This window comes from Pantoea coffeiphila (genome assembly GCF_016909495.1).
Lineage (GTDB): Bacteria > Pseudomonadota > Gammaproteobacteria > Enterobacterales > Enterobacteriaceae > Erwinia > Erwinia coffeiphila.
Genome location: NZ_JAFBFW010000004.1, coordinates 214,886 through 239,985, shown reverse-complemented (window position 1 = coordinate 239,985; position 25,100 = coordinate 214,886). Strand labels below are relative to the sequence as shown.

The 25,100-nt window shown below is 55.2% G+C and carries 23 protein-coding genes; 19 read left to right on the top strand and 4 right to left on the bottom strand.

Annotation, left to right across the window (positions count from 1 at the left end; all coding sequences use genetic code 11):
- The first annotated feature begins 38 nt into the window (after window positions 1-38).
- From JOE09_RS14645 to hisP, 5 genes are all read left to right on the top strand, one after another.
- Complete coding sequence (locus tag JOE09_RS14645; RefSeq protein ID WP_205066288.1) at window positions 39-608, top strand: UbiX family flavin prenyltransferase; 570 nt, start codon at window positions 39-41, stop codon at window positions 606-608.
- A gap of 260 nt (window positions 609-868) precedes the next feature.
- A complete protein-coding gene (gene argT, locus JOE09_RS14640; RefSeq protein WP_105591247.1) occupies window positions 869-1,651 on the top strand; it encodes a lysine/arginine/ornithine ABC transporter substrate-binding protein ArgT in 783 nt (260 codons plus the stop codon).
- 74 nt (window positions 1,652-1,725) lie between these two features.
- Window positions 1,726-2,412, top strand: a complete 687-nt coding sequence (locus JOE09_RS14635; protein WP_205066287.1) for a histidine ABC transporter permease HisQ — start codon at window positions 1,726-1,728, stop codon at window positions 2,410-2,412.
- Complete coding sequence (locus JOE09_RS14630) at window positions 2,409-3,125, top strand: ABC transporter permease (RefSeq protein WP_105591249.1); 717 nt, start codon at window positions 2,409-2,411, stop codon at window positions 3,123-3,125. Before JOE09_RS14635 ends, JOE09_RS14630 begins: the two co-directional genes overlap by 4 nt.
- An 8-nt stretch (window positions 3,126-3,133) precedes the next feature.
- Window positions 3,134-3,907: a histidine ABC transporter ATP-binding protein HisP gene (gene hisP, locus JOE09_RS14625; RefSeq protein ID WP_105591250.1), complete on the top strand. Its 774-nt coding sequence runs from the start codon at window positions 3,134-3,136 to the stop codon at window positions 3,905-3,907.
- A 167-nt stretch (window positions 3,908-4,074) separates the two neighbouring features.
- On the opposite strand, the gene JOE09_RS14620 is transcribed toward hisP, so the two are convergent.
- Window positions 4,075-4,980, bottom strand: a complete 906-nt coding sequence (locus tag JOE09_RS14620; RefSeq protein WP_205066286.1) for a TIGR01777 family oxidoreductase — start codon at window positions 4,978-4,980, stop codon at window positions 4,075-4,077.
- A 245-nt stretch (window positions 4,981-5,225) separates the two neighbouring features.
- On the opposite strand from JOE09_RS14620, the gene yfcF reads away from it, so the two are divergent.
- Both yfcF and yfcD read left to right on the top strand, forming a co-directional pair.
- Window positions 5,226-5,867 (top strand): glutathione transferase, encoded by a 642-nt coding sequence (gene yfcF, locus JOE09_RS14615; RefSeq protein ID WP_205066285.1) that lies wholly within the window; start codon window positions 5,226-5,228, stop codon window positions 5,865-5,867.
- A gap of 123 nt (window positions 5,868-5,990) precedes the next feature.
- Entirely contained in the window at window positions 5,991-6,506 is a 516-nt protein-coding gene (gene yfcD, locus JOE09_RS14610) for an NUDIX hydrolase YfcD (protein ID WP_105591252.1), read from the top strand.
- A gap of 58 nt (window positions 6,507-6,564) precedes the next feature.
- On the opposite strand, the gene JOE09_RS14605 is transcribed toward yfcD, so the two are convergent.
- A complete protein-coding gene (locus tag JOE09_RS14605; protein ID WP_205066284.1) occupies window positions 6,565-7,581 on the bottom strand; it encodes a LacI family DNA-binding transcriptional regulator in 1,017 nt (338 codons plus the stop codon).
- A gap of 241 nt (window positions 7,582-7,822) precedes the next feature.
- Between JOE09_RS14605 and JOE09_RS14600 the strand changes: the two genes are divergently transcribed.
- The 5 genes from JOE09_RS14600 (at window position 7,823) to JOE09_RS14580 (ending at window position 11,798) form a co-directional block, all read left to right on the top strand.
- The gene (locus tag JOE09_RS14600) at window positions 7,823-8,266 is read left to right on the top strand and encodes a PTS sugar transporter subunit IIA (RefSeq protein WP_205066283.1); all 444 of its coding nucleotides are present in this window, start codon (window positions 7,823-7,825) and stop codon (window positions 8,264-8,266) included.
- A 71-nt stretch (window positions 8,267-8,337) separates the two neighbouring features.
- Window positions 8,338-8,610 (top strand): PTS sugar transporter subunit IIB, encoded by a 273-nt coding sequence (locus JOE09_RS14595; RefSeq protein WP_105591255.1) that lies wholly within the window; start codon window positions 8,338-8,340, stop codon window positions 8,608-8,610.
- A 20-nt stretch (window positions 8,611-8,630) separates the two neighbouring features.
- Complete coding sequence (locus JOE09_RS14590; RefSeq protein WP_205066282.1) at window positions 8,631-10,022, top strand: PTS ascorbate transporter subunit IIC; 1,392 nt, start codon at window positions 8,631-8,633, stop codon at window positions 10,020-10,022.
- Window positions 10,019-10,849: a transketolase gene (locus JOE09_RS14585; protein ID WP_200562916.1), complete on the top strand. Its 831-nt coding sequence runs from the start codon at window positions 10,019-10,021 to the stop codon at window positions 10,847-10,849. The genes JOE09_RS14590 and JOE09_RS14585 overlap by 4 nt, the downstream gene beginning before the upstream one ends.
- Window positions 10,842-11,798 carry a transketolase family protein gene (locus tag JOE09_RS14580; protein ID WP_205066281.1) on the top strand — a complete coding sequence of 319 codons (957 nt, stop codon included), beginning with the start codon at window positions 10,842-10,844 and terminating at the stop codon, window positions 11,796-11,798. Before JOE09_RS14585 ends, JOE09_RS14580 begins: the two co-directional genes overlap by 8 nt.
- Window positions 11,799-12,298: 500 nt before the next feature.
- Here the strand turns inward: JOE09_RS14580 and pta are convergent, their stop codons facing one another.
- Entirely contained in the window at window positions 12,299-14,443 is a 2,145-nt protein-coding gene (gene pta / locus JOE09_RS14575) for a phosphate acetyltransferase (RefSeq protein WP_205066280.1), read from the bottom strand.
- 137 nt (window positions 14,444-14,580) lie between these two features.
- Entirely contained in the window at window positions 14,581-15,783 is a 1,203-nt protein-coding gene (ackA, locus tag JOE09_RS14570; protein ID WP_205066279.1) for an acetate kinase, read from the bottom strand.
- A 338-nt stretch (window positions 15,784-16,121) separates the two neighbouring features.
- Between ackA and yfbV the strand changes: the two genes are divergently transcribed.
- The 7 genes from yfbV to JOE09_RS14535 all read left to right on the top strand — a co-directional run bounded on the left by yfbV (window position 16,122) and on the right by JOE09_RS14535 (window position 25,052).
- Window positions 16,122-16,574, top strand: a complete 453-nt coding sequence (gene yfbV / locus JOE09_RS14565; RefSeq protein ID WP_105591260.1) for a terminus macrodomain insulation protein YfbV — start codon at window positions 16,122-16,124, stop codon at window positions 16,572-16,574.
- A 145-nt stretch (window positions 16,575-16,719) separates the two neighbouring features.
- On the top strand, window positions 16,720-17,214 hold the full coding sequence (locus tag JOE09_RS14560) for a YfbU family protein (RefSeq protein WP_205066278.1): 495 nt from the start codon (window positions 16,720-16,722) through the stop codon (window positions 17,212-17,214).
- A gap of 13 nt (window positions 17,215-17,227) precedes the next feature.
- The gene (locus JOE09_RS14555) at window positions 17,228-17,887 is read left to right on the top strand and encodes a sugar phosphatase (RefSeq protein ID WP_205066277.1); all 660 of its coding nucleotides are present in this window, start codon (window positions 17,228-17,230) and stop codon (window positions 17,885-17,887) included.
- An 80-nt stretch (window positions 17,888-17,967) separates the two neighbouring features.
- Window positions 17,968-19,800, top strand: coding sequence for an SLC13 family permease (locus JOE09_RS14550; protein ID WP_205066276.1), 1,833 nt, complete (start codon window positions 17,968-17,970; stop codon window positions 19,798-19,800).
- 239 nt (window positions 19,801-20,039) lie between these two features.
- Entirely contained in the window at window positions 20,040-22,733 is a 2,694-nt protein-coding gene (locus JOE09_RS14545; protein ID WP_205066275.1) for a TonB-dependent receptor, read from the top strand.
- A 198-nt stretch (window positions 22,734-22,931) separates the two neighbouring features.
- Window positions 22,932-23,786, top strand: coding sequence for a cell envelope integrity protein TolA (gene tolA, locus JOE09_RS14540; protein ID WP_205066274.1), 855 nt, complete (start codon window positions 22,932-22,934; stop codon window positions 23,784-23,786).
- Window positions 23,787-24,215: 429 nt separating this feature from the next.
- A complete protein-coding gene (locus JOE09_RS14535; protein WP_205066273.1) occupies window positions 24,216-25,052 on the top strand; it encodes a HupA family protein in 837 nt (278 codons plus the stop codon).
- The last annotated feature ends 48 nt before the right edge of the window (window positions 25,053-25,100 follow it).

The window sequence follows — 25,100 nt, the reverse complement described above, 5'->3', positions numbered from 1 at the left end:
GGAAGCAATTCCGGCCCGTTTTTTTTAAAGGATTTGGTATGAAAAGACTGATTATCGGCATCTCCGGTGCCAGTGGTGTGATCTATGGTATTCGCACGCTGCAGGTGTTACAGCAGGTCAGCGACGTGGAGACACACCTGATAATGAGTCAGGCCGCGCGGCAAACGCTGGCGCTGGAAAGTGGCTACACGCTGCGTGAGGTGCAGGCGCTGGCCGACGTGGTTCACGATGTGCGCGATATTGCCGCCAGCATCTCTTCCGGGTCGTTCAAAACCGACGGCATGGCGATCCTGCCGTGCTCAATGAAAACCCTGTCCGGTATTGTTCACAGCTACAGCGACGGCCTGCTGACTCGCGCGGCGGATGTGGTGCTGAAAGAGCGCCGCCGACTGGTGCTCTGCGTGCGCGAAACGCCGCTGCACCTGGGCCATCTGCGGATGATGACCACCGCAGCGGAGCTGGGGGCGATTATTATGCCGCCGGTGCCGGCGTTTTATCACCGCCCGGAAAATGTGATGCAGATTGTCGACCAGACGGTGAACCGCGTGCTGGACCAGTTTGATATCGCTCTCGACAACGATTTGTTCACGCGCTGGCAGGGTGCATAGCGGATGGTGCACTGCACCAGCGTGGTTCAAATGTTGGTGCTGAATCGCATTTCGTGCAGATGTTGCACCATTGTGAAACATTGTTGCCGCTAAGTCCCTTCAAACCTGCTATATATTCCCCAGCAAACCGGGCATTTACGCTGCCTTGCTTTACGCGCTGAAAAAAGCGGAGATTGCCACAAAATGTGGCATGAAATCTGCAAAACAATTGCGTGGACAAACATCACGAATCCTATAATAAGACGACTCGAGGGTAATCTATGAAAAAGCAGGTCCTGGCTCTTTCCCTGTTGCTGGCAATCACCTCAGCAGGCAGCGCATTTGCTGCCGGTCCAAAAACGCTGCGTATCGGCACCGATCCAACCTATGCACCGTTTGAAATGAAAAATGCCCAGGGGCAGCTGGTAGGCTTTGATATCGATCTGGCCACCGAAATTTGTAAGCGTATGGAAACCAAATGTACCTTCGTGGAAAGCGACTTTGATGCGCTTATCCCTTCATTAAAAGCGAAGAAAATTGACGCTATCATCTCCTCTCTGTCGATTACTGAAAAACGCCAGCAGGAGATCGCCTTCTCAGAAAAACTGTACGCGGCCGACTCCCGTCTGATCGCGCCAAAAGGCTCTAAAATCGAGCCAACCCTGGAATCGCTGAAAGGCAAAAACATCGGGCTGCTGCAGGGCACCACCCAGGAAACCTACGCCAACGATAACTGGCGTCCAAAAGGTGTGACCGTCACGCCATACGCGAACCAGGATCTGGTGTATCAGGATCTGACCGCCGGTCGTATCGACGCCGCATTCCAGGATGAAGTGGCGGCCAGCGAAGGCTTCCTCAAACAGCCTGCCGGTAAGGACTATGCATTTGCCGGTCCGTCAGTGAAAGATGAAAAAATCTTCGGTATTGGTACCGGTATGGGCATGCGTAAGGACGATCCGGCGTTAAAAGCAGCGATCGATAAAGCTTTCGACGAAATTCGTAAAGATGGTACCTACGATAAGTTGGCAAAAAAATATTTCGACTTTAATGTATACGGCGATTAAGTAGTCCCTGTCTGCCAGCCTCACTGTGCTTGCGGTGAGGCTGCATTTTTGACCACAACGACAGGATAATATTTATGCTGTATGGCTATTCTGAAGTCATTTTTAAAGGCGCCCTGGTGACGCTGGAACTGGCGCTAAGTTCGGTGGTACTTGCCGTGATACTGGGATTAATCGGTGCCGGGGCAAAACTCTCCAATAACCGCCCGCTGGCGATGATCTTTGAAGGTTACACCACGCTGATCCGTGGCGTGCCTGACCTCGTTCTGATGCTGTTAATCTTCTACGGTCTGCAAATCATTCTGAACCACTTTACCGATTTGATCGGCGTCGGGCAGTTTGATATCGATCCCATGGTGGCCGGCATTATCACCCTCGGCTTTATCTACGGGGCCTACTTTACTGAAACCTTCCGCGGTGCCTATATGGCGGTGCCAAAGGGGCAGATCGAAGCAGCAACCGCTTATGGCTTCACCTCTTCGCAAACCTTCCGTCGTGTGCTGTTCCCTGGGATGATGCGCTTTGCGCTGCCGGGCATCGGCAATAACTGGCAGGTGATTCTGAAAGCCACCGCACTGGTCTCCCTGCTTGGGCTGGAAGATGTGGTTAAAGCAACGCAGCTGGCGGGTAAAACCACCTGGCAGCCGTTCTACTTTGCCATCGTTGCCGGGGTTATCTATCTGATCTTTACCACGCTGTCCAATGGCGTGCTGTGGTGGCTGGAACGTCGTTATACCGTAGGTGTGAAAAGGGCTGATTTATGATTGAGATTGTTCAGGAATACTGGAAAGCCCTGCTGTGGACCGACGGCTATCGTTTTACCGGTGTGGCAATGACCCTGTGGCTGCTGATTATTTCAGTGGCGATCGGCGGCTGTATGGCGGTGTTTTTATCCATTGCCCGCGTGTCGCAGCACAAAGCCGTGTGGTTCCCGGTGTGGCTGTTTACCTATGTGTTTCGCGGCACGCCGCTTTACGTACAGCTGCTGGTGTTCTATTCCGGCATGTACACGCTGGAGATCGTCAAAGGCACCGAGATGCTGAATGCGTTCTTCCGCAGCGGGCTGAACTGTACGCTGCTGGCCTTTACGCTCAATACCTGCGCCTATACCACGGAGATTTTCGCCGGGGCGATCCGCTCGGTGCCGCACGGTGAGATTGAAGCCGCACGCGCCTACGGTTTCTCCACTTTCAAACTTTACCGCTGCATTATCATGCCTTCGGCGCTGCGCACCGCGCTGCCTGCCTACAGTAATGAAGTGATTCTGATGCTGCACTCTACGGCGCTGGCGTTTACCGCCACCGTGCCGGATCTGCTGAAAGTGGCGCGCGATATTAACTCCGCCACCTATCAGCCGTTTATCGCCTTCGGACTGGCGGCGGTGCTGTATCTGATTATTTCCTATGTGCTGATCAGCCTGTTCCGTAAAGCGGAAAAACGCTGGCTGGCACACGTTAAACCTTCATCGTCACACTGAGTAAAACTATGGCTGACAATAAATTAAGCGTTACCGAACTGCACAAACGCTATGGTGAACATGAGGTGCTGAAGGGCGTATCGCTACAGGCCAATGCCGGCGATGTCATCAGTATTATCGGATCTTCCGGTTCGGGGAAAAGTACCTTCCTGCGCTGCATTAACTTCCTGGAGAAGCCAAGCGAAGGGACTATCTCGGTTAACAATGAAAATATTAATCTGGTGCGTGATAAAGACGGCCAGCTGAAAGTGTCCAATAAAGAGCAGCTGCGCACCCTGCGTACCCGCCTGACCATGGTGTTCCAGCACTTCAACCTCTGGAGCCACATGACGGTGCTGGAGAACGTGATGGAAGCGCCGATTCAGGTGCTGGGGCTGGGCAAAAGCGAAGCGCGCGAGCGGGCGATCCGCTATCTGGACAAGGTCGGCATTGACGAGCGTGCGCGCGCCAAATACCCGGTGCATCTCTCTGGCGGCCAGCAGCAGCGCGTGTCCATTGCCCGTGCGCTGGCAATGGAGCCGGAGGTGCTGCTGTTTGATGAGCCGACCTCGGCGCTGGACCCGGAACTGGTGGGCGAAGTGCTGCGCATTATGCAGAAACTGGCCGAAGAGGGGAAAACCATGGTGGTGGTGACGCATGAGATGGAGTTTGCCCGTCATGTCTCCAGCCACGTGATTTTCCTGCATCAGGGTAAAATTGAAGAGGAAGGCGCGCCGGACGAGCTGTTTAATAACCCGAAAAGCGCCCGCCTGCAGCAGTTTTTATCCGGTGCACTGAAGTAACTGCCCGTAAGGGGAAGGCCGCGTTAGGCGTTCCCCTGCTAACCGCCTGTCATCTGCTTAACGGCGTGTTATTCACCGTGCAATCCTGCTCTGGTATGCGAAGCGGCAGGCAGGTTGCCTGTTGGGTGCGTTGGCTGGCCTAAACCCGATGGCGGTACGTCAGAGGGTTATTTTTTACTGTCGATCACATCAGCCAGTGCTTCATCTAACTCATACCAGCGGAAACGAAAGCCGGATGCCTCAAGGCGCTGCGGCAATACGTGCTGCCCGCCGAGCACCAGCACCGCGGATTCACCCATCAGCAGGCGGATCGCGCTGGCTGGCGTACGCACGATAGCAGGGCGGTGCATGGCTTCGCCCAGCGCGGCGGCAAACTGCTGATTGCGCACCGCATAGGGGGCGACCAGGTTAAACGGCCCGCTCAGCGTCGGATGCTCCAGCAGCCAGAGAATGCCGTTCAGCATGTCGTCGATATGGAGCCACGGCAAAAACTGTTTACCGCTGCCGAGCGGCCCGCCAACGCCCATTTTAAACGGCAGCTTCATCTTCTCCAGTGCACCTCCGGAACGGCTCAGCACCACGCCGGTACGCAGCAGGCAGACGCGGGTCCGTTCGCTCGCCGCCAGCATCGCCAGTTTTTCCCAGGTATCGCACAGGCGATGGGTGAACTCATCGTGGCCGGGATCGTCTTCGGTCACCACCAGCTCGCCGGTATTCCCGTAAAAACCGGTGGCAGAGCCCGAAATCAGCACGGCAGGCGGCGAACTGCTGGCAGAGATTAATGCAGCAAGCCGTTCGGTGATCTGCCAGCGGCTGCGGCACAGCAGCTGTTTTTGCGTCTCGCTCCAGCGTTTGGCGGCAATCGGCTCCCCGGCCAGATTAATCACCGCGTCAATGCCGTTGAGATCGTGCTGTTTCTCCAGCCCGGACCATAGCCGGACCTTCTCGCCGAGTTTTTTCCTTGCGCCAGCCACATCGCGGGTCACCACGCTGACCTCGTGACCAGCCTGAAGCAGACGGGCAACGAGCGGCTGGCCGATCAGCCCGGTGCCGCCGGTGAGCAGAATATGCATGCTGTTTATCCTTTTCAGTGGATCGCGGTTACGGTCACTTTCAGCATAGGTGAAGATAGCGCTGCCACCTGTGACAATGCGCACGGTGGCTGATAACAATGGATTTTTGGTCCATTTCGGGTAGGTAAACCGTAACGATGATTGCTGCCATTCTGATTTGCTATCTGACTCACACGAGATGTTTGCCTTCGGCCGAAAAACCAGCTAAACAGGTGTTTCAATCCGTAACCGTCGAAGGACGCCTGATGAGTCACCCGAATATTATTCTGTGGTCAGATGCTAACTATTTTAGTCCGTATGTGATGTCAGTTTACGTTGCGCTCAGTGAGAAAGGGCTGCCCTTTACGCTGAAACGCATCGATCTCGCGCGCGAAGAACACCATCAGCAGGCCTACGGTGAGATATCGCTTACGCGCCGCGTTCCGACACTTCAGGTTGATGACTTCCTGCTCTCGGAATCCTCGGCGATCGCCGAATACCTTGAAGATCGCTTTCCTGCACCCGAATATGAACGCCTCTATCCGCGCGATCGAGAAAAACGCGCCAGAGCACGTGAGCTACAGGCCTGGCTGCGCAGCGATTTTATGCCCATTCGCCAGCAGCGCCCAACCGAAGTCCTCTTCGCCGGTGCGCGTCTGGCACCGCTGGACGAGGCCGGGCAGGCCAGTGCCGAAAGATTGATTGCCGCCGCCGAGCGTTTACTTCCTGCTGGTCAGCAGAATCTGTTTGGCGAATGGACCATTGCCGACACCGATTTTGCCGTGATGCTGAATCGCCTGGCGCTGCATGGTGACACGTTGCCGCAGCGGATTGCCGACTATGCAAACTTCCAGTGGCAGCGCGCATCCGTGCAGCTGTGGCTGGCGGAATCAGCCAAACTGGCCTGAGCTGAATGCGCACAAATGGATGATTGCGTCGCGGGGCGTTAATCATTAATTTAGGCGGACCGCGCTGCGCCGCGAATAATAATGACTAAACGGCGCAAAGCGCCAGAACAAAAAGGGATACGGATGGTGGAGCAAGAGCCAGGCACTGAGTGGGTCGATATCGTTAATGAAGATAACGAGGTCATCGCCCAATCCAGCCGAGCACAAATGCGTGCCCAGTGTTTACGACACCGGGCTACCTACATCGTGGTTCACGATGGCATGGGTAAAATTCTGGTACAGCGCCGTACCGAGATTAAAGACTTTATGCCGGGCATGCTGGACGCTACCGCAGGCGGCGTGGTGCAAAGCGGCGAAGTGATGCTGGAGTCTGCACGGCGCGAAGCGGAAGAGGAACTGGGAATCGCTGCCGTACCGTTTGCGGAGCATGGCCTGTTTTACTACGAAGATGAGCACTGCCGCGTCTGGGGTGGCCTGTTCAGCTGCGTGTCTCACGGCCCGTTCGCCATGCAGGAAGAAGAAGTGGATGAGATTTTCTGGATGACGCCGGAAGAGATTACCTCTCGCTGCGATGAATTCACCGCCGACTCGCTGAAAGCCCTGTCGCTGTGGCTGAGCCGTAACGGCGAAGGCGAGTAATCGCCGATTTTGTGGATAGCGGGGCGCAGCGCAGGCTGCGCCCCGTTTCTTTTCCGCGCTAGCAGCTGTCGCGCAGGCACAGCCTGGGTGCCAGCGGTTTGCCTTCCCATGGTTCCTCTTCCAACCTTGCCAGCAGCGCTTTACCTGCGTTGATGCCGATCTGGAGATGGGGGATGGTGACGGTGGTCAGGGGCGGCTGGCAAACCTGGCTGACGTCGCTGTTGCCGTAGCCGACAACGGCTAAATCATCCGGCACCTTGATACGCCGCCGCTGGCACTCGTACATCACGCCGCAGGCCAGTTCGTCGGAAACACAAACCAGCGCATCCAGCTCCGGCCAGTTGAGGATAAACTCCGGCAGCTGCCGTGCCCCGGCGGAAAAACTGGCAGGGGTGGCGGCGTTGATCACCCGATGGGGCGACATATGATGGCGCAGCATCGCTTTATGCCAGCCGCGCAGGTGCTGCTGAAACAGGCGCTGCTCCTGGCTGGCGCACAGCAGCCCGATATTCTGATAGCCGCGCTCGGCCAGCAGGCAGGTCAGTTGAAACATCCCTTCAACGTTATCAATACCGATATTCATATCCAGCGGATCGGTGCGAATTGAGCCGATTTCCATCACCGGTATGCGTGCGGAACTGAGCCACTGGTGCAGATTCGGGCCATGTTCAACGCTCAGCAGGATCACCGCGGCCAGGTTCCACGACAGCAGCGTCTCCAGCAGCGCTTCCTCATTTTCCAGGCGATGATGCGACTCGGTAAGCATAATCTGGTAGCCCGCCGGCTGCAGGATCTGCTGCAACCCGGCAAACATTGTTGAGCATCCCGCTTCGGCCAGGCCGGGAACCACCATGGCGATGGTTCGCGAAGAGGCGGAAGCCAGAGCGCTGGCGGCAAGATTAGGCAGATAGCCCAGTTCATTTACCGCCGCTTCAATTTTTTCCCTGAGTTTGTCGGAAACCTGGTCGGGCGTGCGCAACGCGCGCGAAACGGTCATCGTTCCCACCCCGGCAAGATTGGCGACATCGGACAGCGTTACCCGCCCCGTACCGCGTCGTTTTCGATTGACTGACATGGCTGTTTCCGTTTTTGCGTCCATTTAGCTGTCAATTTACCAGTATCTGCAAAGAACATGTTAGTCGTCAGGTTATTGCTTTGGCGAAAAATCGGCTGACGGCATGCTCTTTATGATAGCGCTATCACAAATCCACTGAATAACTTTTGGTAGCGCTATCTTTGTGAGAATAGTCACGGATGATTATTTATCCGTTGATTACAGTTTGTTCACCCAGCGCAAAATGAAAACAGGAGGTGGCGTGTTAAATCACTGGTTGCACGATGGCACTATCCAGCTGGCTGATGAAATATCCGACTGGCAGCAGGCACTGCAATTATGTGCCGCACCCTTGCTGAAAGCAGGCGTGATTAATAGCCACTACGTTCCGGCTATTATTCGCGGTCATCAGCAAATTGGCCCTTATTATGTACTGGCACCAGGTCTGGCAATGCCACATGCTCGCCCGGAGGAAGGGGCCTGCGAAATGGGGCTGTCGCTGCTTAAACTTCGGCACGGCGTAAATTTTGGTGCAGGAGAATTTGACCCGGTGAATGTCATTGTGATGCTGGCGGCGAAAGACAGTCATTCGCATATTACGATGTTATCCAGCCTCAGCGAGTTATTTTCTAATGGCCAGGCGCTGGAAGACCTGCACCGCGCCACAACGCGGGAGGAAATTAAAAAAGTTATCGCTCCGTTCTGAATGATTTCGAAAAATAATGACGCTGTGCTTTTATCGGCATGGTTCCGTTCGACTGTAAATAAGGTGGCGTTATGAGAATCATGGCCGTATGCGGTTCAGGTCTTGGCAGCAGCTTTATGGTTGAAATGAATATCAAAAAAGTGCTGAAGAAACTCAATATTGAAGCGGAGGTAGAACACTCTGACCTCTCATCGGCAACGCCGGGTGCGGCGGATCTGTTTGTCATGGCGCGAGATATTGCGGAAAGCGCCAATGTGCCACCGGACAGGCTGGTGGTGTTGAAAAGTATTATCGACATGACGGAGCTGGAAACAAAACTCAAGGAATATTTCTCTTCCCATTAATCCTTCGAAGCGAGGCGGATATGATTATCCAGGAAACGCTGAAGTTTGTGGTAGATATATTAAAAGTTCCCTCTGTACTGGTGGGGCTGATCGCCATGATTGGCCTGATTGCTCAAAAAAAACCTTTTACTGACGTGGTAAAAGGCACAGTAAAAACCATACTCGGCTTTATCGTTCTGGGCGGTGGCGCCACCGTTCTGGTCAGCTCGCTCAATCCCTTAGGAGGAATGTTTGAGCACGCATTTAATATTCAGGGGATTATTCCTAATAACGAAGCGATAGTCTCAATTGCCTTAGAAAAATACGGAGCCTCTACCGCGCTGATTATGGCATTTGGCATGGTGGCGAATATCATTGTTGCCCGATTTACCCGCCTTAAATATATCTTCCTTACCGGGCATCATACGTTTTATATGGCTTGCATGATCGCGGTTATTCTCAGCGTAGCGGGCTTTGATGGCGTGCTGCTGGTATTTACCGGCGCGCTGACGCTGGGGCTGATAATGGCGATTTTCCCGGCCATCGCTCAGCGCTATATGCGGCAGATCACCGGCAATGACGATATCGGTTTCGGCCATTTCGGCACGATTGGCTATGTGCTGGCGGGCTGGATCGGCAGTAAAACCGGTAAAAGCTCGCGCTCTACCGAAGAGATGAACCTGCCGAAAAATCTGAGCTTCCTGCGCGACAGTTCCATCTCTATCTCCCTGACCATGATCGTTATTTACATGATTATGGCCTTCTGTGCCGGGAGTGAATACGTTGAATCGCAGCTCAGCGGCGGCCAGAACTTCCTGGTGTACGCCATCATCCAGGCCATCACCTTCGCCGCCGGGGTGTTTATCATCCTGCAGGGTGTGAGGTTGATTCTGGCCGAGATCGTCCCCGCGTTTACCGGCTTCTCGGAAAAACTGGTGCCGAACGCGCGTCCCGCCCTCGACTGCCCGGTGGTTTACCCTTATGCGCCCAACGCGGTGCTGATTGGCTTCCTGTTCAGCTTCCTCGGTGGGCTGGTGGGGCTGTTCCTGCTTGGCCAGCTGAAGCTGGTGCTGATCCTGCCTGGCGTGGTGCCGCACTTCTTTACCGGTGCTACCGCAGGCGTCTTTGGCAATGCCACCGGCGGCCGACGCGGTGCGATGTGTGGGGCATTTGCTAACGGTCTGCTGATCACCTTCCTGCCGGTACTGCTACTGCCGGTGCTGGGCGCACTGGGTTTCGCCAATACCACCTTCTCGGATGCCGACTTCGGCGTGGTGGGCATTATTCTGGGGAACCTGGCGCAGTATCTGTCGAAAGAGATGATTACGGTGGTGATTGTCGGCATCTTCGCGCTGCTGGTGCTGCATAACCTGTTCCGCAAACCCAAACCGGCCAACGATGGCAGCAAAAATGATACGGAGGTTAATCCATGAATACCCGAGAACTGACGCAGTTAGCGAACGATATCCGCGTGGAAACCCTGAAGGCGCTGACCCATCTTGGCTTCGGCCACTACGGCGGCAGTATGTCGGTGGTGGAAACCCTGGCGGTACTCTACGGCGATGTGATGCGCATCGATCCGGGCGATCCGGACTGGTCTGAACGCGACTACTTTGTACTGTCGAAGGGGCATGCCGGGCCCGCGCTTTACAGTACGCTGGCGATCAAAGGCTACTTCCCCCGGGAACAGCTGATCACGCTAAATGAGAACGGTACGCTGCTGCCCAGCCATCCGGACCGGCTGAAAACGCGCGGCGTGGATGCGACGACCGGTTCGCTGGGGCAGGGGATCTCGATTGCCGCCGGGATGGCGCTTTCCCACCGGCTGGCGGGGCGCAGCAATAGAGTGTTCTGCATCGTTGGCGACGGAGAGCTGAATGAGGGGCAGTGCTGGGAAGCGTTTCAGTTTATCGCTCACCACAAGCTGAACAATCTGACCGTGCTGGTGGACTGGAATAAGCAGCAGCTGGACGGCACGCTCGATGAAGTGATTCAGCCGTTCGATCTGGCGGAAAAATTCACCGCCTTTGGTTTTGAGGCGCAAACCGTACCCGGTGCCGATATCCCCGCGCTGTATGGCGCGCTGAAACCAGTCAGGGAGGCGCAGCAGCGGCCGCTGGCTATTGTCCTCGACAGTATTAAAGGGCAGGGGGTGCCGTGGCTTGAACAGTTAAGTAACAGCCACCATCTGCGCCTGACGCCGGAGCAGCGGCAGGCTATTGACGCTGAAATTGCTGCCCTGGAGGCCGCCCATGACTGAAACAACTGCTGTAACGCTTGAGCGTGATACCACTGAAATGCGTAAAGTTTACGCCAACTTCATTCGTGAGCAGGTTTCCGCCGGAACGCCGGTGATTGCGCTGGAAGCCGATCTGATGAGTTCGATGGCGATGGACGGCGTGCAGCGGGACTGGCCGCAGCACGTTATCAACTGCGGCATTATGGAGGCTAACGTGATTGGCGTTTCTGCCGGTCTGTCGCTGACCGGGCGCACGCCGTTTGTGCATACTTTTACCGCTTTTGCCAGCCGCCGCTGCTTCGATCAGCTGTTTATGGCACTCGATTATCAAAAGAACAACGTTAAGGTTATCGCCTCCGATGCAGGGGTGACGGCCTGCCACAACGGCGGCACGCATATGTCGTTTGAAGATATGGGCATTGTGCGCGGCCTGGCAAACTCGGTGGTGATGGAGGTCACCGATGCGACGATGTTCCGCGATATTTTGCAGCAGCTGGCGACGCTGCGCGGTTTTTACTGGGTACGCACTATCCGCAAGCAGGCGGCAAAAATCTATCCGGAGGGCACGCGTTTTACCATTGGTAAAGGCAATGTACTGCGCGACGGCAGTGATATTACGCTTATCGCCAACGGCATCATGGTGGCTGAAGCGCTGGTAGCCGCCGATCGGCTGGCAGAGCAGGGCGTAAGCGCGGCGGTGATCGATATGTTTACCCTCAAGCCGATCGACCGCATGCTGGTTAAAAACTATGCGGAGAAAACCGGACGCATCGTGACCTGTGAGAATCACAGTATTCATAACGGGCTGGGGTCGGCGGTGGCGGAAGTGCTGGTGGAAAGCTGCCCGGTGCCGATGCGGCGGGTTGGGGTGAAGGAGCGCTATGGTCAGGTAGGAACCCAGGAGTGGCTTCAGCAGGAGTATGGGTTGACGGCGGATGAGATTGTGGCTGCGGCGCGCGAATTGTTATAGGGGGGATCGCACGGCTACCTTTGTTGTAGCGCCTGTGATGCCGGAGTTCGTGCTGGCTGGTGGCTGCCCCGTCTGGCCGGTCCTCGCGCCACGCGTTGCGTGGTGCCCTCACTGCGTTCGTCAGCCTCTCGGACCGGCTCAGACGGCACATCCGTGTGCCGACCGAGCCTTGCGCCCGCGTCCTGCGGGCACATCCTGGCTTCCTTTCTTCGTTCAGCGCTGCGGATTGCCAGCCGTGGCAGCCACCAGTCAGCACCGTTATTACAGAGCTGTCTGACGGTGATTCAGGGTTTGTTCAGCGTTTGATTTGCAGGCTGGGCACCCATTTCCTGGTATTACAGCAACACCACCGGGAGATCGTAATATCCAGAACTACAGCCGCAACATCCAGATATTCAGTCCCTTGCCACCGGCCATAAAAAAAGCCGCTATCCCAAAAGATAGCGGCTTTAATCGATCAGCATCAGGCCGTAAGACCTGCTACTGCATCAGAGCTTAAATCAACCTTCAGCCTGCTTGGACTGAATCGCCGTCAGCGCGATGGTGTAGACAATATCATCCACCAGCGCACCGCGAGACAGGTCGTTCACCGGCTTACGCATACCCTGCAGCATTGGACCGATGGAAATCAGATCCGCAGAACGCTGTACCGCTTTGTAAGTGGTGTTACCGGTGTTCAGATCCGGGAAGATAAACACCGTAGCACGGCCGGCAACCGGGGAGTTTGGTGCCTTAGACTTGGCAACATCGTCCATGATCGCGGCGTCATACTGCAGCGGACCATCGATAACCAGATCCGGACGTTTTTCCTGCGCGATGCGGGTCGCTTCACGCACTTTCTCAACGTCGCTACCGGCACCGGAGTTACCGGTAGAGTAGGAGATCATCGCAACGCGCGGCTCAATACCGAAGGCAGTCGCGGAATCCGCTGACTGAATGGCGATCTCTGCCAGCTGCTCCGGGTTCGGGTCCGGGTTAATGGCGCAGTCGCCATAAACCAGAACCTGCTCAGGCAGCAGCATGAAGAACACGGAAGAGACCAGCGAGCTGTTTGGCGCGGTTTTGATCAGCTGCAGCGGCGGACGAATGGTGTTTGCCGTTGTGTGCACCGCACCGGATACCAGACCGTCAACTTCACTGGCTTCCAGCATCATGGTGCCCAGCATCACGTTGTCTTCCAGCTGCTCCTGCGCGACCACTTCGGTCATGCCTTTGCTCTTACGCAGTTCAACCAGGCGGGCAACGTAGTTTTCACGCACCACTGCCGGGTCAACAATCTCAATGCCTTTGCCCAGCTCAACGCCCTGTGCAGCCGCAACGCGCTGGATCTCTTCCGGGTTACCCAGAAGAATACAGGTAGCGATGCCGCGCTCGGCACAGATGGCTGCCGCTTTCACGGTACGCGGCTCGTCGCCTTCCGGCAGAACGATACGTTTACCGGCTTTACGCGCCAGCTCGGTCAGCTGGTAGCGGAAGGCTGGCGGAGACAGACGACGGCTGCGCTCGGAAGCCGCAGTCAGCGACTCGACCCACTCGGCGTCGATATGGCTGGCAACGTATTCCTGCACGCGCTCAATGCGCTGAGTATCGTCGGTTGGCACTTCCAGGTTGAAGCTTTGCAGGCTCAGAGAAGTCTGCCAGGTGTTGGTATCCACCATAAATACCGGCAGGCCGGTCTGGAATGCGCGCTCGCACAGTTTCTGGATAGGCGCATCGATTGCATAACCACCGGTCAGCAGGATCGCACCAATTTCCACGCCGTTCATGGCGGCCAGGCAGGCGGCAACCAGCACGTCAGGGCGGTCTGCGGAGGTCACCAGCAGCGAGCCCGGGCGGAAATGCTCAAGCATATGCGGCAGGCTACGTGCGCAGAAGGTCACAGACTTGATACGACGGGTCTGGATATCGCCTTCGTTGAGGATACGTGCGTTCAGGTGACGGCACATATCGATGGCGCGCGTGGCGATCAGATCGAAGCTCCACGGCACGCAGCCCAGAACCGGCAGCGGGCTGTTAGCAAACAGCTGCTTCGGATCGATGTTGGCGACGTTAGCCTTGGTGGAATCATCAAAGATTTCGGACAGGTCGGGGCGGGTGCGGCCCTGTTCGTCCACCGGTGCGTTCAGCTTGTTGATGATCACGCCGGTAATATTTTTATTCTTGCTGCCGCCGAAGCTGCTTTGAGTCAGCTCGATGCGCTCTTTCAGCTGCGCCGGAGAATCGTTGCCCAACGCCATGACGAACACAATTTCAGCATTCAGCGTTTTAGCGATTTCATAGTTCAGCGACTGCGCGAACTGATGCTTGCGCGTTGGCACCAGACCTTCCACCAGCACCACTTCCGCATCGCGGGTGTTTTCGTGGTAGCGAGCGATGATCTCTTCCATCAGCACGTCCTGCTGGTTGGAACCCAGCAGAGACTCCACGCGGCTCATTGCCAGCGGCTCGGCGGCCGGGATGCTGGAGTTTTTGCGGATGATGGTGGTGGTCTGATCCGGCGCATTGCCGCCGGTACGCGGCTGAGCGATCGGTTTAAACACGCTCAGACGAACGCCTTTACGTTCCATAGCACGAATTACGCCCAGGCTGACGCTGGTCAGGCCGACGCTGGTGCCGGTAGGGATTAACATAATAGTACGAGACACGATAACCTCTCTAATAGCCTGCATTTATCCGTCTGCATCAGTACCGATGGCATTTTTGCAGCGCAAACCAGGGCTATATCGTTACTTCTGCTCTCTGAAAACAACTCCGTCAGCCTGAGCTGACGGAGATTAGTAAATTAAGCGGTCAGGCGGGCTGCGTCCTGCGCGATAACCAACTCTTCATTGGTTGGGATCACGATGGCCGGACGGGTGCCTTCTTTATTGATGAAGCCTGATTTGCCGAAGCGGGCAGCCAGGTTACGCTCGTGGTCAACCTCGAAGCCCAGCAGCGCCAGTTTGCCCAGCGACAGTTCACGCACCATCGCCGCGTTTTCACCGATACCGCCGGTGAAGATAACCGCATCCAGGCGGCCATCCATCAGCGCCGCGTAGGCACCGATATACTTGGCCAGACGGTGGCAGTATACGTCCATCGCACGTTTTGCATCGGCTTTGGTGTCGTAGTTATCTTCAACATAGCGGCAGTCGCTGGTCACTTCAGTCAGGCCCAGCAGGCCAGACTCTTTGGTCAGCAGCTTGTTGATGGCGTCAACGTTCATGCCCAGTGTGTCGTGCAGGAAGAAGACCACAGCAGGGTCGATGTCACCACTGCGGGTGCCCATCACCAGGCCTTCCAGCGGGGTCAGGCCCATAGAGGTGTCAACGCAAATGCCGTTGCGGATAGCTGAAACGGAACCGCCGTTGCCGAGGTGGCAGGTGATAATGTTCACGTCTTCAACCGGCTTGTTCAGAACTTTTGCCGCTTCCTGAGTCACATAGTAGTGGCTGGTGCCGTGTGCGCCGTAGCGACGAACGCCGTGTTCTTTATACAGTTTGTACGGCAGAGCGTAGAGGTAAGACTCTTCCGGCATGGTCTGATGGAAAGCGGTATCGAAAACGGCCACGTTTTTATCAGCCAGATGCGGGAAGTTTTTCAGCGCTTCATCAATACCGATCAGGTGTGCCGGGTTGTGCAGCGGTGCAAAATCAGAAGCGTCTTTGATGCCCTGGATAACAGAATCGTCAATCAGCACGGATTGGGTCAGTTTCTCGCCGCCGTGAACGATACGGTGACCGATTGCCGCGATTTGTGCTGAAAGTTCTGGTTTTTGTGCCAGAATAGTTTTAACCATGAAGTTTAGTGCTTCACTGTGCGCCGCGCCGGCACCCAGAGCCGCTTCCTGTTTAGCGCCGTCCAGTTTCCATTTGATACGGGCTTCCGGCAGGTGGAAGCATTCAGCTAAACCTGACAGGAATTCGTCACCGTTTGCCGGATCGATGATGGCAAACTTAAGGGAAGAACTACCGCAGTTCAGAACCAGTACTAACTTACTCGACATGGAAGGTCCTATTTATCTAAAAGTGGCGAAATAAAAGTCAAACAGACTATCAGCGTAGCGCATGAAAGCTGGTACATTAATGACACATGTCATACTGACGAGAACTTTACAGATATCGGCAGTAAAAAATTTTGGATATTTTACGGGATTTTTTTAAATCCTGTTCGATCTTTCATGGCCCGACCAGTTGTTGACCGCAGTTGCTCGCTGTCCAGGGTCGAAAACGCGCTCAGGATAACCAGAGTGGCCCATAAAGACAAAATATTTTGAATAATGTCATGTAAAGTTGGTGTATTGCGGTTTTTTTTTAATTTTTATCTCTGAAGTTGAGGTCCGCTATGGCGAATGAATCCGGCTCCGTAGGTTGGTTCAAGCTGTTCCAAAATGGGCAGCATTATATGAAAACCTGGCCTGTCGATAAGCGTCTTGCGCCGGTGTTTCCTGAAAACAGGGTCACACGCGCCACGCGTTTTGCAATTGCATTTATGCCACCGCTGGCGGTGTTTACACTGACCTGGCAGATCGCACTGGGCGGTCAGCTTGGCCCGGCGGTTGCTACAGCGCTGTTTGCCTGCAGCCTGCCGATGCAGGGGCTGTGGTGGCTGGGCAAGCGATCGATTACTCCTCTGCCGCCGACATTATTGACCTGGTTCCACGACGTGCGTGAAAAGCTGCAGGCGGCGGGGCAGGCGATTGCACCAGTGGAAGGCAAACCGACCTATCAGTCACTGGCAGATGTGCTGAAGCGCGCGTTCAAGCAGTTGGATAAAACTTTCCTCGACGATCTCTGATCTGTCACGATTGTTCATCGATTAACGCGTTACGTTATTCCTTAGCGGGTTTTCATCTGGAAACCCGTTTTGCATCAAAGAAGCTCCCCACGCGGCTGTGAGATCCTTATCCACAACTTAATTTCCGCAACCAGGGAGCCCCCCGATGGACATGACCCCAGCCCAACGTTTAATTCTTTCCAATCAGTACCAGATTATGGCCATGCTTGATGCCGAAAACGCCGCGCACTACCAGCGCTGCCAGACCATCATCAAGCGCGGCTATGGTTTGCAGATGCGCGAGCTGGACAGCGAACTGAGTCAGCTACCCGAAGCTGAATGCCGCACGCTGCTGGCAATGATGGAGATGCACCACGCGCTGCATATATCCTGGAGTAATCTGAAAGATGCGCAGGATATCGATCCGCGCAGGCTGCAATTTCTTGGCTTCGACGGCAACACCGAAGGGCGCTACCTCGGCTATACGCGCTTTATGGTCGAGCGCGAAGGGCGCTATACGCATTTTCCTGCGGGCAGTCACCGGTTTGATGCGCAGGTTCCGATGTGGGAAAAGTATCAACGAATGCTTGCTGTATGGCACAATTGTCCGCGACAGTATCATTTGAGTGCGAACGAAATCGCACAAATTATTAACGCCTGATGAGGACGTCGCAGTGAAGTGTAAAGGTTTTCTGTTCGATCTGGATGGCACGCTGGTAGATTCCCTGATGGTTGTGGAGCGGGCCTGGAGTAACTGGGGGCGTCGTCGGGGGATTGATACCGAAGAGATCCTGGCTTTTATCCACGGTAAGCAGGCTATCACCTCACTGCGTCACTTTATGCAGGGCGCCTCGGCTGAAGAGGTGCAGAAGGAGTTTCTGGCCCTTGAGCGCCTGGAAGCTGAAGACACGGACGGCATTGTGGCTTTGCCGGGGGCATTATCCCTGCTGGCAACGCTCGACGAGCTGGAGATCCCCTGGGCGATCGTGACCTCCGGCTCTGTGCCGGTGGCCAGCGCCCGCCATGGCGCAACCGGGCTGCCGGAACCGCATGCTTTTGTCACCGCCGAGCGCGTTGAGCACGGAAAACCGGAGCCGGATGCCTACCTGCTGGGTGCGCATCTGCTGGGCCTGGAGCCGGAAGAGTGCGTGGTGGTGGAAGATGCCGCTGCGGGTATTCTTTCCGGTCTGGCGGCAGGCTGCCACGTGGTGGCGGTTAACGCGCCTGCCGATGCGCCGCGCCTCAATGAAGTGGATATGGCGCTGACCTCGCTGGAAGAACTGATCGTACACCGCGATCCTGACGGGACGGTCAATGTCCATCGTAAGCACTAATCCCTTGATTTAACCCCGCTATTGCGGGGTTTTTTTATGTCATGCTGTTGGCAACTGTAGCCGCCTGACGGGAATCTGCCGTGAACAATCAACTGCTCTGGGTACTTTGCCTGCTGGCTTTTGTGGTGATGCTTTTTATTACCGGCAAGCTGCGTATGGAAGTCGTTGCGCTGCTGGTCATTATTGCCTTTGTGCTGAGCGGCACGCTGACGCTGCAGGAGGCAACGCTCGGCTTCAGCGATCCTAACGTGATCCTGATCGCCGCGCTGTTTGTAGTCGGTGAAGGGCTGGTGCGCACCGGCGTGGCGCTGCAGCTGGGCGAGTGGCTGATTAAAGTGGCCGGCAACAGTGAGAGCCGCGTGGTGGTGCTGCTGATGCTAACCGTCGCCGGGCTGGGCGCGGTAATGAGCTCGACCGGTGTGGTAGCGATTTTTATTCCGGTGGTGTTGAGCGTCGCCGTTAAAATTAACAGCTCCCCCGGCCGCCTGATGATGCCGTTAAGCTTCGCCGGATTGATCAGCGGGATGATGACGCTGGTCGCCACGCCGCCCAACCTGGTGGTGAACAGCGAGCTGGTGCGCGAGGGGCTGAACGGTTTCGGCTTTTTCGCCGTTACGCCGATTGGGCTGGTGGTGCTGCTGTTGGGTATTGGCTATATGCTGCTGGCGCGTTTCTGGCTGGTGACGCCGACCGCTGCCGACCGGCCGGGGCAGGCGCGTCGCACCTTCCGCGAACTCATCCATCAATACCGCCTGAGCGGCCGTGCTCGCCGCCTGGCTATTCGCCCGGATTCTCCGCTGATTGGCCATCGACTTGACGATTTACAGCTGCGCGAGCGCTTCGGTGCCAGCGTGGTGGGCCTGGAGCGCTGGCGTAAATTCCGTCGGGTGATGGTGCCGGTCACCGGTACCACCGAGTTTCGCAGCGGCGACGTGCTGCTGATTGATATGTCTGCCGCTGAGATCGATCTGCGCGAGTTTTGCACCAGTCAGCAGCTGGAACCCATGGTGCTGCGCGGCGAATACTTTTCCGATCGCGCCCGCGACGTCGGCATGGCTGAAGTGTCGCTACTGGCCGACTCACCGCTACAGGGCAAAAGCCTGAGGGAAATCGCTTTTCGTTCGCGTTACGGCATTAGCGTAGTGGGGATGCGGCGCGGCAGCGAGGTGCTGGAAAGCGCCTTTACCGATGAGCCACTGGCGCTGGGCGATATCCTGCTGGTGATGGGCGACTGGAAAAAGATTGCCCAGATCCAGCAGCAGACCCAGCGCGATTTTATGGTGCTGAACCTGCCTGCCGAGGTGGATGAGGTCGCACCGGCCAGCAGTCAGGCTCCGCATGCGCTGTTCTGCCTGGCGCTGATGGTGGCGATGATGCTCACCGAGGAGATCCCCAATCCTATTGCTGCAATAATTGCCTGCCTGCTGATGGGCAAGTTCCGCTGTATTGATGCGGAAAGCGCGTGGCGGTCGATTCACTGGCCGGGGCTGATTCTGATTATCGGAATGATGCCTTTCGCGCTTGCGCTGCAAAAGACCGGCGGCGTTGCGCTAATCGTTGACGGGTTAATGCAGCTGGCGGGTGGGCACAGTCCGCAGGTGATGCTGGTCTGTCTGTTTGTGCTCTGCGCCACCATTGGGCTGTTTATTTCCAATACCGCTACGGCGGTGCTGATGGCGCCGATTGGCGTGGCGGCCGCGCATCAGATGGGCGTGTCGCCTTATCCGTTTACTATGGCGGTGGCCGTAGCGGCATCGGCGGCGTTTATGACGCCGGTTTCTTCCCCGGTGAATACGCTGGTTTGTGCGCCTGGCGGGTATCGTTTCTTTGATTTTGTGAAGGTTGGAGTGCCGTTTACGCTGATTGTGATGGTGGTTAGCGTGCTGTTGATTCCACGGCTGTTTCCGTTCTGATTCTTTGCTGCTGGCTATGGTGCTTAGGGGCCAGCCAGCGCAACCACTTATCCCTGCATTACCCCTAAAATTAGTACGTAAATAACTGAGACCTCTACAGAATTTTTAAAATAAAAACGCATTTATTTTCATAAACACCAAAAAAATCCTATCCCTAATCGTTGTAGTAACCAGACAGACATCGATCAACTAAAAATCGATGCATAACACCGTGCTTACCATCAGGGGACCAGGATCTAATGAGTTCGTCAGTGAAAATGAATGTGGGGCGTCGCGTCGGAACACGACTGCTCAGCGCCACGCTGCTCGGCAGTATCACGCTGTCACTGGCTGCGCTGCCGTTTGCCGTGCAGGCGGAAGAGGCAAAACAGGTTAACTTCCGTATTCCCGGCGGCTCGCTCTCGTCGGCGCTGGCCGACTTCGGCCGCCAGTCTGGCATGCAGGTCAGCTATCTGCCGGAATATGCAGCAGGGCAGCGTTCTGCCGGCGTTACGGCGACCACCACCCCGGCTGACGCGCTCTCCCGGCTGTTGCAGGGAACCGGGCTCAGCTACAGCTTTACCGGCAGCAACACGGTCACGCTGAGCCAGTCAGCAACCACCGCTGCGGCAGGCGATGATTCGCTGATGCTCGGCACCATTACCGTAAATGCCAAAGCGGGCGGCACTCCGGCCGATGCACCTTATGAATCCGCAGGTTCCAGCGCTTACCTGTCCGGTGAGCAGGTGGAACGCTTCCGCGGCACCTCAGTGGGCGACTTCCTCTCCGGCGTGCCGGGCGTACTGAACGGCGATGCTCGCAACTCCGGCGCGCTGGACGTTAATATTCGCGGCATGCAGGGCCAGGGCCGCGTGCCGGTGATTGTTGATGGTTCAAGTCAGGAAACTTCTATTTATCAGGGATACAACGGCTCTAACTCACGCAGCTATATTGACCCGGACTTCATCGGCTCTGTCTCGATTGAGAAGGGGGCGAGTATGGGCGCAGATGCCGTCGGTGCCACCGGTGGCGTGGTGCGCGTTAACACCATCAGCGCGAAGGACATTCTGCTGCCGGGTGAGACGATCGGCGTGCGGCTGAAGGGCGGATTTAACGGCAACAGCGGTAAGGTGCCGCGTGAGGGAACGCGTGCGGGGATGAAAGGGTTCCTGGGTTACAGCTATAACGGCCCGCCTACCGATGTCTATTACGATAACGATACTAACCGCCCGGGGCTGTTTGAAGCCACCGGTGGATCTGGCAGTATCGCTATCGCTGGAACGACGGAGTATTTCGAGGGGGTGGCTGCCTATGCTCAACGTTACAATGGCAACTACTATGCCGGTAAACATGGTGGCAATCAGCCCTATGTAACGACAATTATTGACCGGTATAATAACGAAAAATGGACTAACGGTGGTCTCAGTGCCTATCGCGGTGGCGAGCAGGTGCTGAACACCTCGTTGAACAATGAGTCCTGGCTGCTGAAGGGCAAGCTGAAGATGGTGGATAATCAGACGCTGGACGTGGGGTACAGCAAGTACATCAGCGACTATGGCTACCAGCTCGGATCAACCTACTTTGTCAGTGAAGGTGTTTATCAGGGGCAGCTCAGCAATATCACTCTGGATACCTGGACCGCACGTTATAACTGGCAGCCGGAAGAAACCGACCTCATCAATCTGAAGATCAACACCTTCTATAATAAGGTGGATAACCGTGCGAATGCCACCAACTACTCTGGTCTCAACTACAGGTTAACCAGTGCGGCGATGCTGGTGGGTTCCGAACGTTGGGGGGGCACACTCTCTAACACTTCACTGTTTAATACCCCGGTAGGGGATTTAAGCGTTGAATACGGCGGCGGCTACACCCGTGAAGACGTTGGTAGCCCGGACGGCATCGTCTATAACGATCCGTCATTTGCGATGCCTCAGCCACGCGAAGGCAATCGTCGTGAAAGCAGCGCGTTTACCACCGTCGAGTGGAAACCCCAGGACTGGCTGACGCTGAACGGCAACCTGCGCTATCAGCACTATAAAACCCTGGATAATGCCCCCACGCTTGCGGAGCCTTACGAGCGTACGGACAAAGGCTGGTCGCGGATCGCCAGCGTGACGGTGGAACCCTGGGAAGGCGTTAAGCCGTATGCGAAATACAGCAACGTGATGCGTAACCCGAGCATCTTTGAATCGCTGACCAGCCCGTCCTTTGGCATGCCGGTTTCTGATAACCCGGTGAAACCGGAGCAGGCGCGCAGCTATGAGCTGGGGATTAACTTCCTGCGCGATGGCGTGTTCCTGCCGGATGATAAAGTTCGTCTGCATGCCGCTTACTTTGACAACCATATTGATAACTACATCACCCGTTCCAATATTCCGATGGAAACTCCATGGTTTACCTGGTACACATTGGGCCGCGTCAATCTGCGGAAGGCAGAGATGCGTGGTTATGAAGTTTCTGCCGAATACGATACCGGTAAAGTGTTCGGTAGCATCGGCTGGAACCACTATACCCACGTGATGTTCTGTGCCGTCCCTGGCAGTATTAACCCGGAATACACCGAGTGCGCGGCGGGCGGGATCTACAACAGCTTTGCCCTGCAGCAGGTGCCGCCGAAGGATACCGTCACGATGAACCTCGGTAGCCGTTTCCTTGACAATAAACTGACCGTGGGCACGCGGTTTAACTGGATCGGCAGCCGCTATACCGAAGGGATCGGCGACGGCAGCGAAAAAACCACGCAGTCGCTGGGCGTTGGTTCAATCCAGGCTTCTAAATGGAACCCGTACGCGTTGATCGATCTGTATGCCAGCTACCAGCTGAATCAAAACGCCAGCTTCGATCTGAATATCGATAACCTGACGGATCGCTACTATGTTGATGCCTTAAGCATCATGCCGCAGCCGGGCCCTGGCCGAACGCTGCGCGGAAGCGTCACGCTGAAGTTCTGATAGTCCAGGGCGGGGCATCTGCCTCGCCCTGAATCCGCCATTGTCCTTTTCTGCCCGTACTGATTATTTGCCAATTTCACCCCGACGTAAAAAAACTGCCGATTTAACAGAAAATTTATCCTCCGTATTCGTTTTATTAACCAGAGACCCGAATTCCCGGGGATGCCGTAGGGATTTATGTAATGAGGTTGGTTAGACATGGCAACGCCAGTGACGTTTGATGATACGCAGCGCGCCGGAACAACGAGCTGGCTGACGGGCAGCCTGCTGGCGTTAGGCCTGCATATTGGTGCCGCTGTGTGGCTGATGTGGATGCCGCCGATTACCGCCGCCGATAATACGCCGCCAGCCGCGATCATGATCGAAATGGCGGATACCGCCCAGGCGGTGCTGACCGAACGGAACGACATCTCACCGGAAAGCCAGAATTCACAGGCCAGCGAAGAGAAAGTGAAGGAAGAGACACAGAGCGATGCCGCCGCTGCGCCTGCCGTCGATCCCGTGAAGCAGCCGGAAAAAGAGCCGGAGAAAGCGGTTCCTGAAGCCGAAAAACCGGATATCGCTCTGCGAGCCGCCCAGGGCGCGAAAACGAAAAAAGACCAAAAGGGCAAATCCCAGCAGGAAAAACAAAAGAAGCAGAAGCAGCAGCAGGCTCAGCATCAGGAGCAGGTTTCAGCAAAGCAGGCGGTTCAGGCTCAGGTGCAAACGCAGCAGGCCGAGCGCACCGCCGCACAGAAAACCAACGCCAGCAGTTCGGTTTCCACCCCGCAGGAGGCAAGCTGGGCAGGGCGAGTGATGGCGCATCTGGAGAAGCGCAAGCGCTATCCGGAAGCGGCGCAGGAGCGTGGCGATACCGGCACCGTGCTGGTGCGATTCACCATTGATGATGACGGCAATGTGCTGAGCGCTTCACTGGCGAGAAGTTCGGGCGTCCCCGAGCTGGATCGTGAGGTGCTGTCGCTCGTTAAACGCGCCTCTCCGGTGCCTGCGCCGCCATCAGGAGCACAAAAAACGCTGACCGCGCCGGTGGCGTTTTTCCCTAAGCGTGGCTGAGATAACCTGAAGACCGTCCTGATATACTCGCGATAGCCTGCTTCAGAGTGCTGAGGCATGGTTATCGCAGCCGTTCTGTGCTGTTGTCCTTACCTCATGAAAATCACTCCTTTCGTAAATCCTTCGCCGATATCACCTGTGACCGCTGTCTGAATCTCGATTGAAAACAACGATATTCTTATTCTGTATAAATATTATCCAGCCGACCTTGTAAGTCAGGATTTTGTAAATATGATTAATGAATGTAATAAAACATTTTCATATGTTTAAAAATAAGAATGATGACCGTTTGATTGTTATTCGATTAATTTATTTAAATTCAATTAGTTGAATTTATTTCAGACATGACCGACTGCTCGAGGTTGAAGTTCAGGCCATTGGTCTATGTAAAAAAACAGCAATTAAATTAAATCGTTAAGGAGAGTATCTATGTTGTTAAAAACTCATAAGATGGTTCTGGCTCTTGCGATTTTGACCGGCACGAGTGCGGCACAGGCGGATATCCTGCCTGGGTTGGATTTACCGATTGTAGATTTACCTGATTTAGTCGCGGGGGTACTCATAAAAGAAAGTAATCCAGGTACCCCCATATTGACTCCTGGTCACTTAGCTTATGGTTTTATACCCTCGATAATATTATCTACTGGTGGAAAAATAAGATTAGATCATGCTGCGGTTGGTTATCGAGTTGAGAATTCTGATTCAGTTAATATAGCTCACTTCAGTGGACGGCAAAGGAACAATGGTATTAATGGAGTTTGGACCTTTGCCCAGATTGATAATTCAAGTGTTTTTTTTGGTGAATGGAATGCAGAGGCAGCTACAGGACCAGTGGGAACAAAGGTCGCAGGAACCCATAACGTTTTTTATGCTGGGTTATTCCCAACAGGAGGAGTGCTTAATACAGATGCAACTTATAAAATCAAATCCATAAATAACTACAGCAATAACGGTACGAATGTACCAACCAGTGACCTCACCGTTAATTTCGCGCAGCAAACAGCCCGTTCAACGGGGGATATCTCGTTCACGAATGGGAATGTGCGTTTAGTTGCGAATGGACAAAATCGAGCGGGAGAACTAACTGCTGCAAACGTTAGCGTTGCCAGCGCTGGAGGGACTGGGGGAGCCTTGAAAGGGCAATTTTTCACTAAAGATCTAACAAATGTTCTTAACCTGTATCCAGAACCTGACTATGTTGCAGGTTACGTGACCTTCCAGGACAGAGATAAAAATACTGCATTTGGCGGTGTCAAGAAAAATTAAAAAACCTGAACTTTTATGACGTGATGGCCGTTACTGAATAGCCAGAAT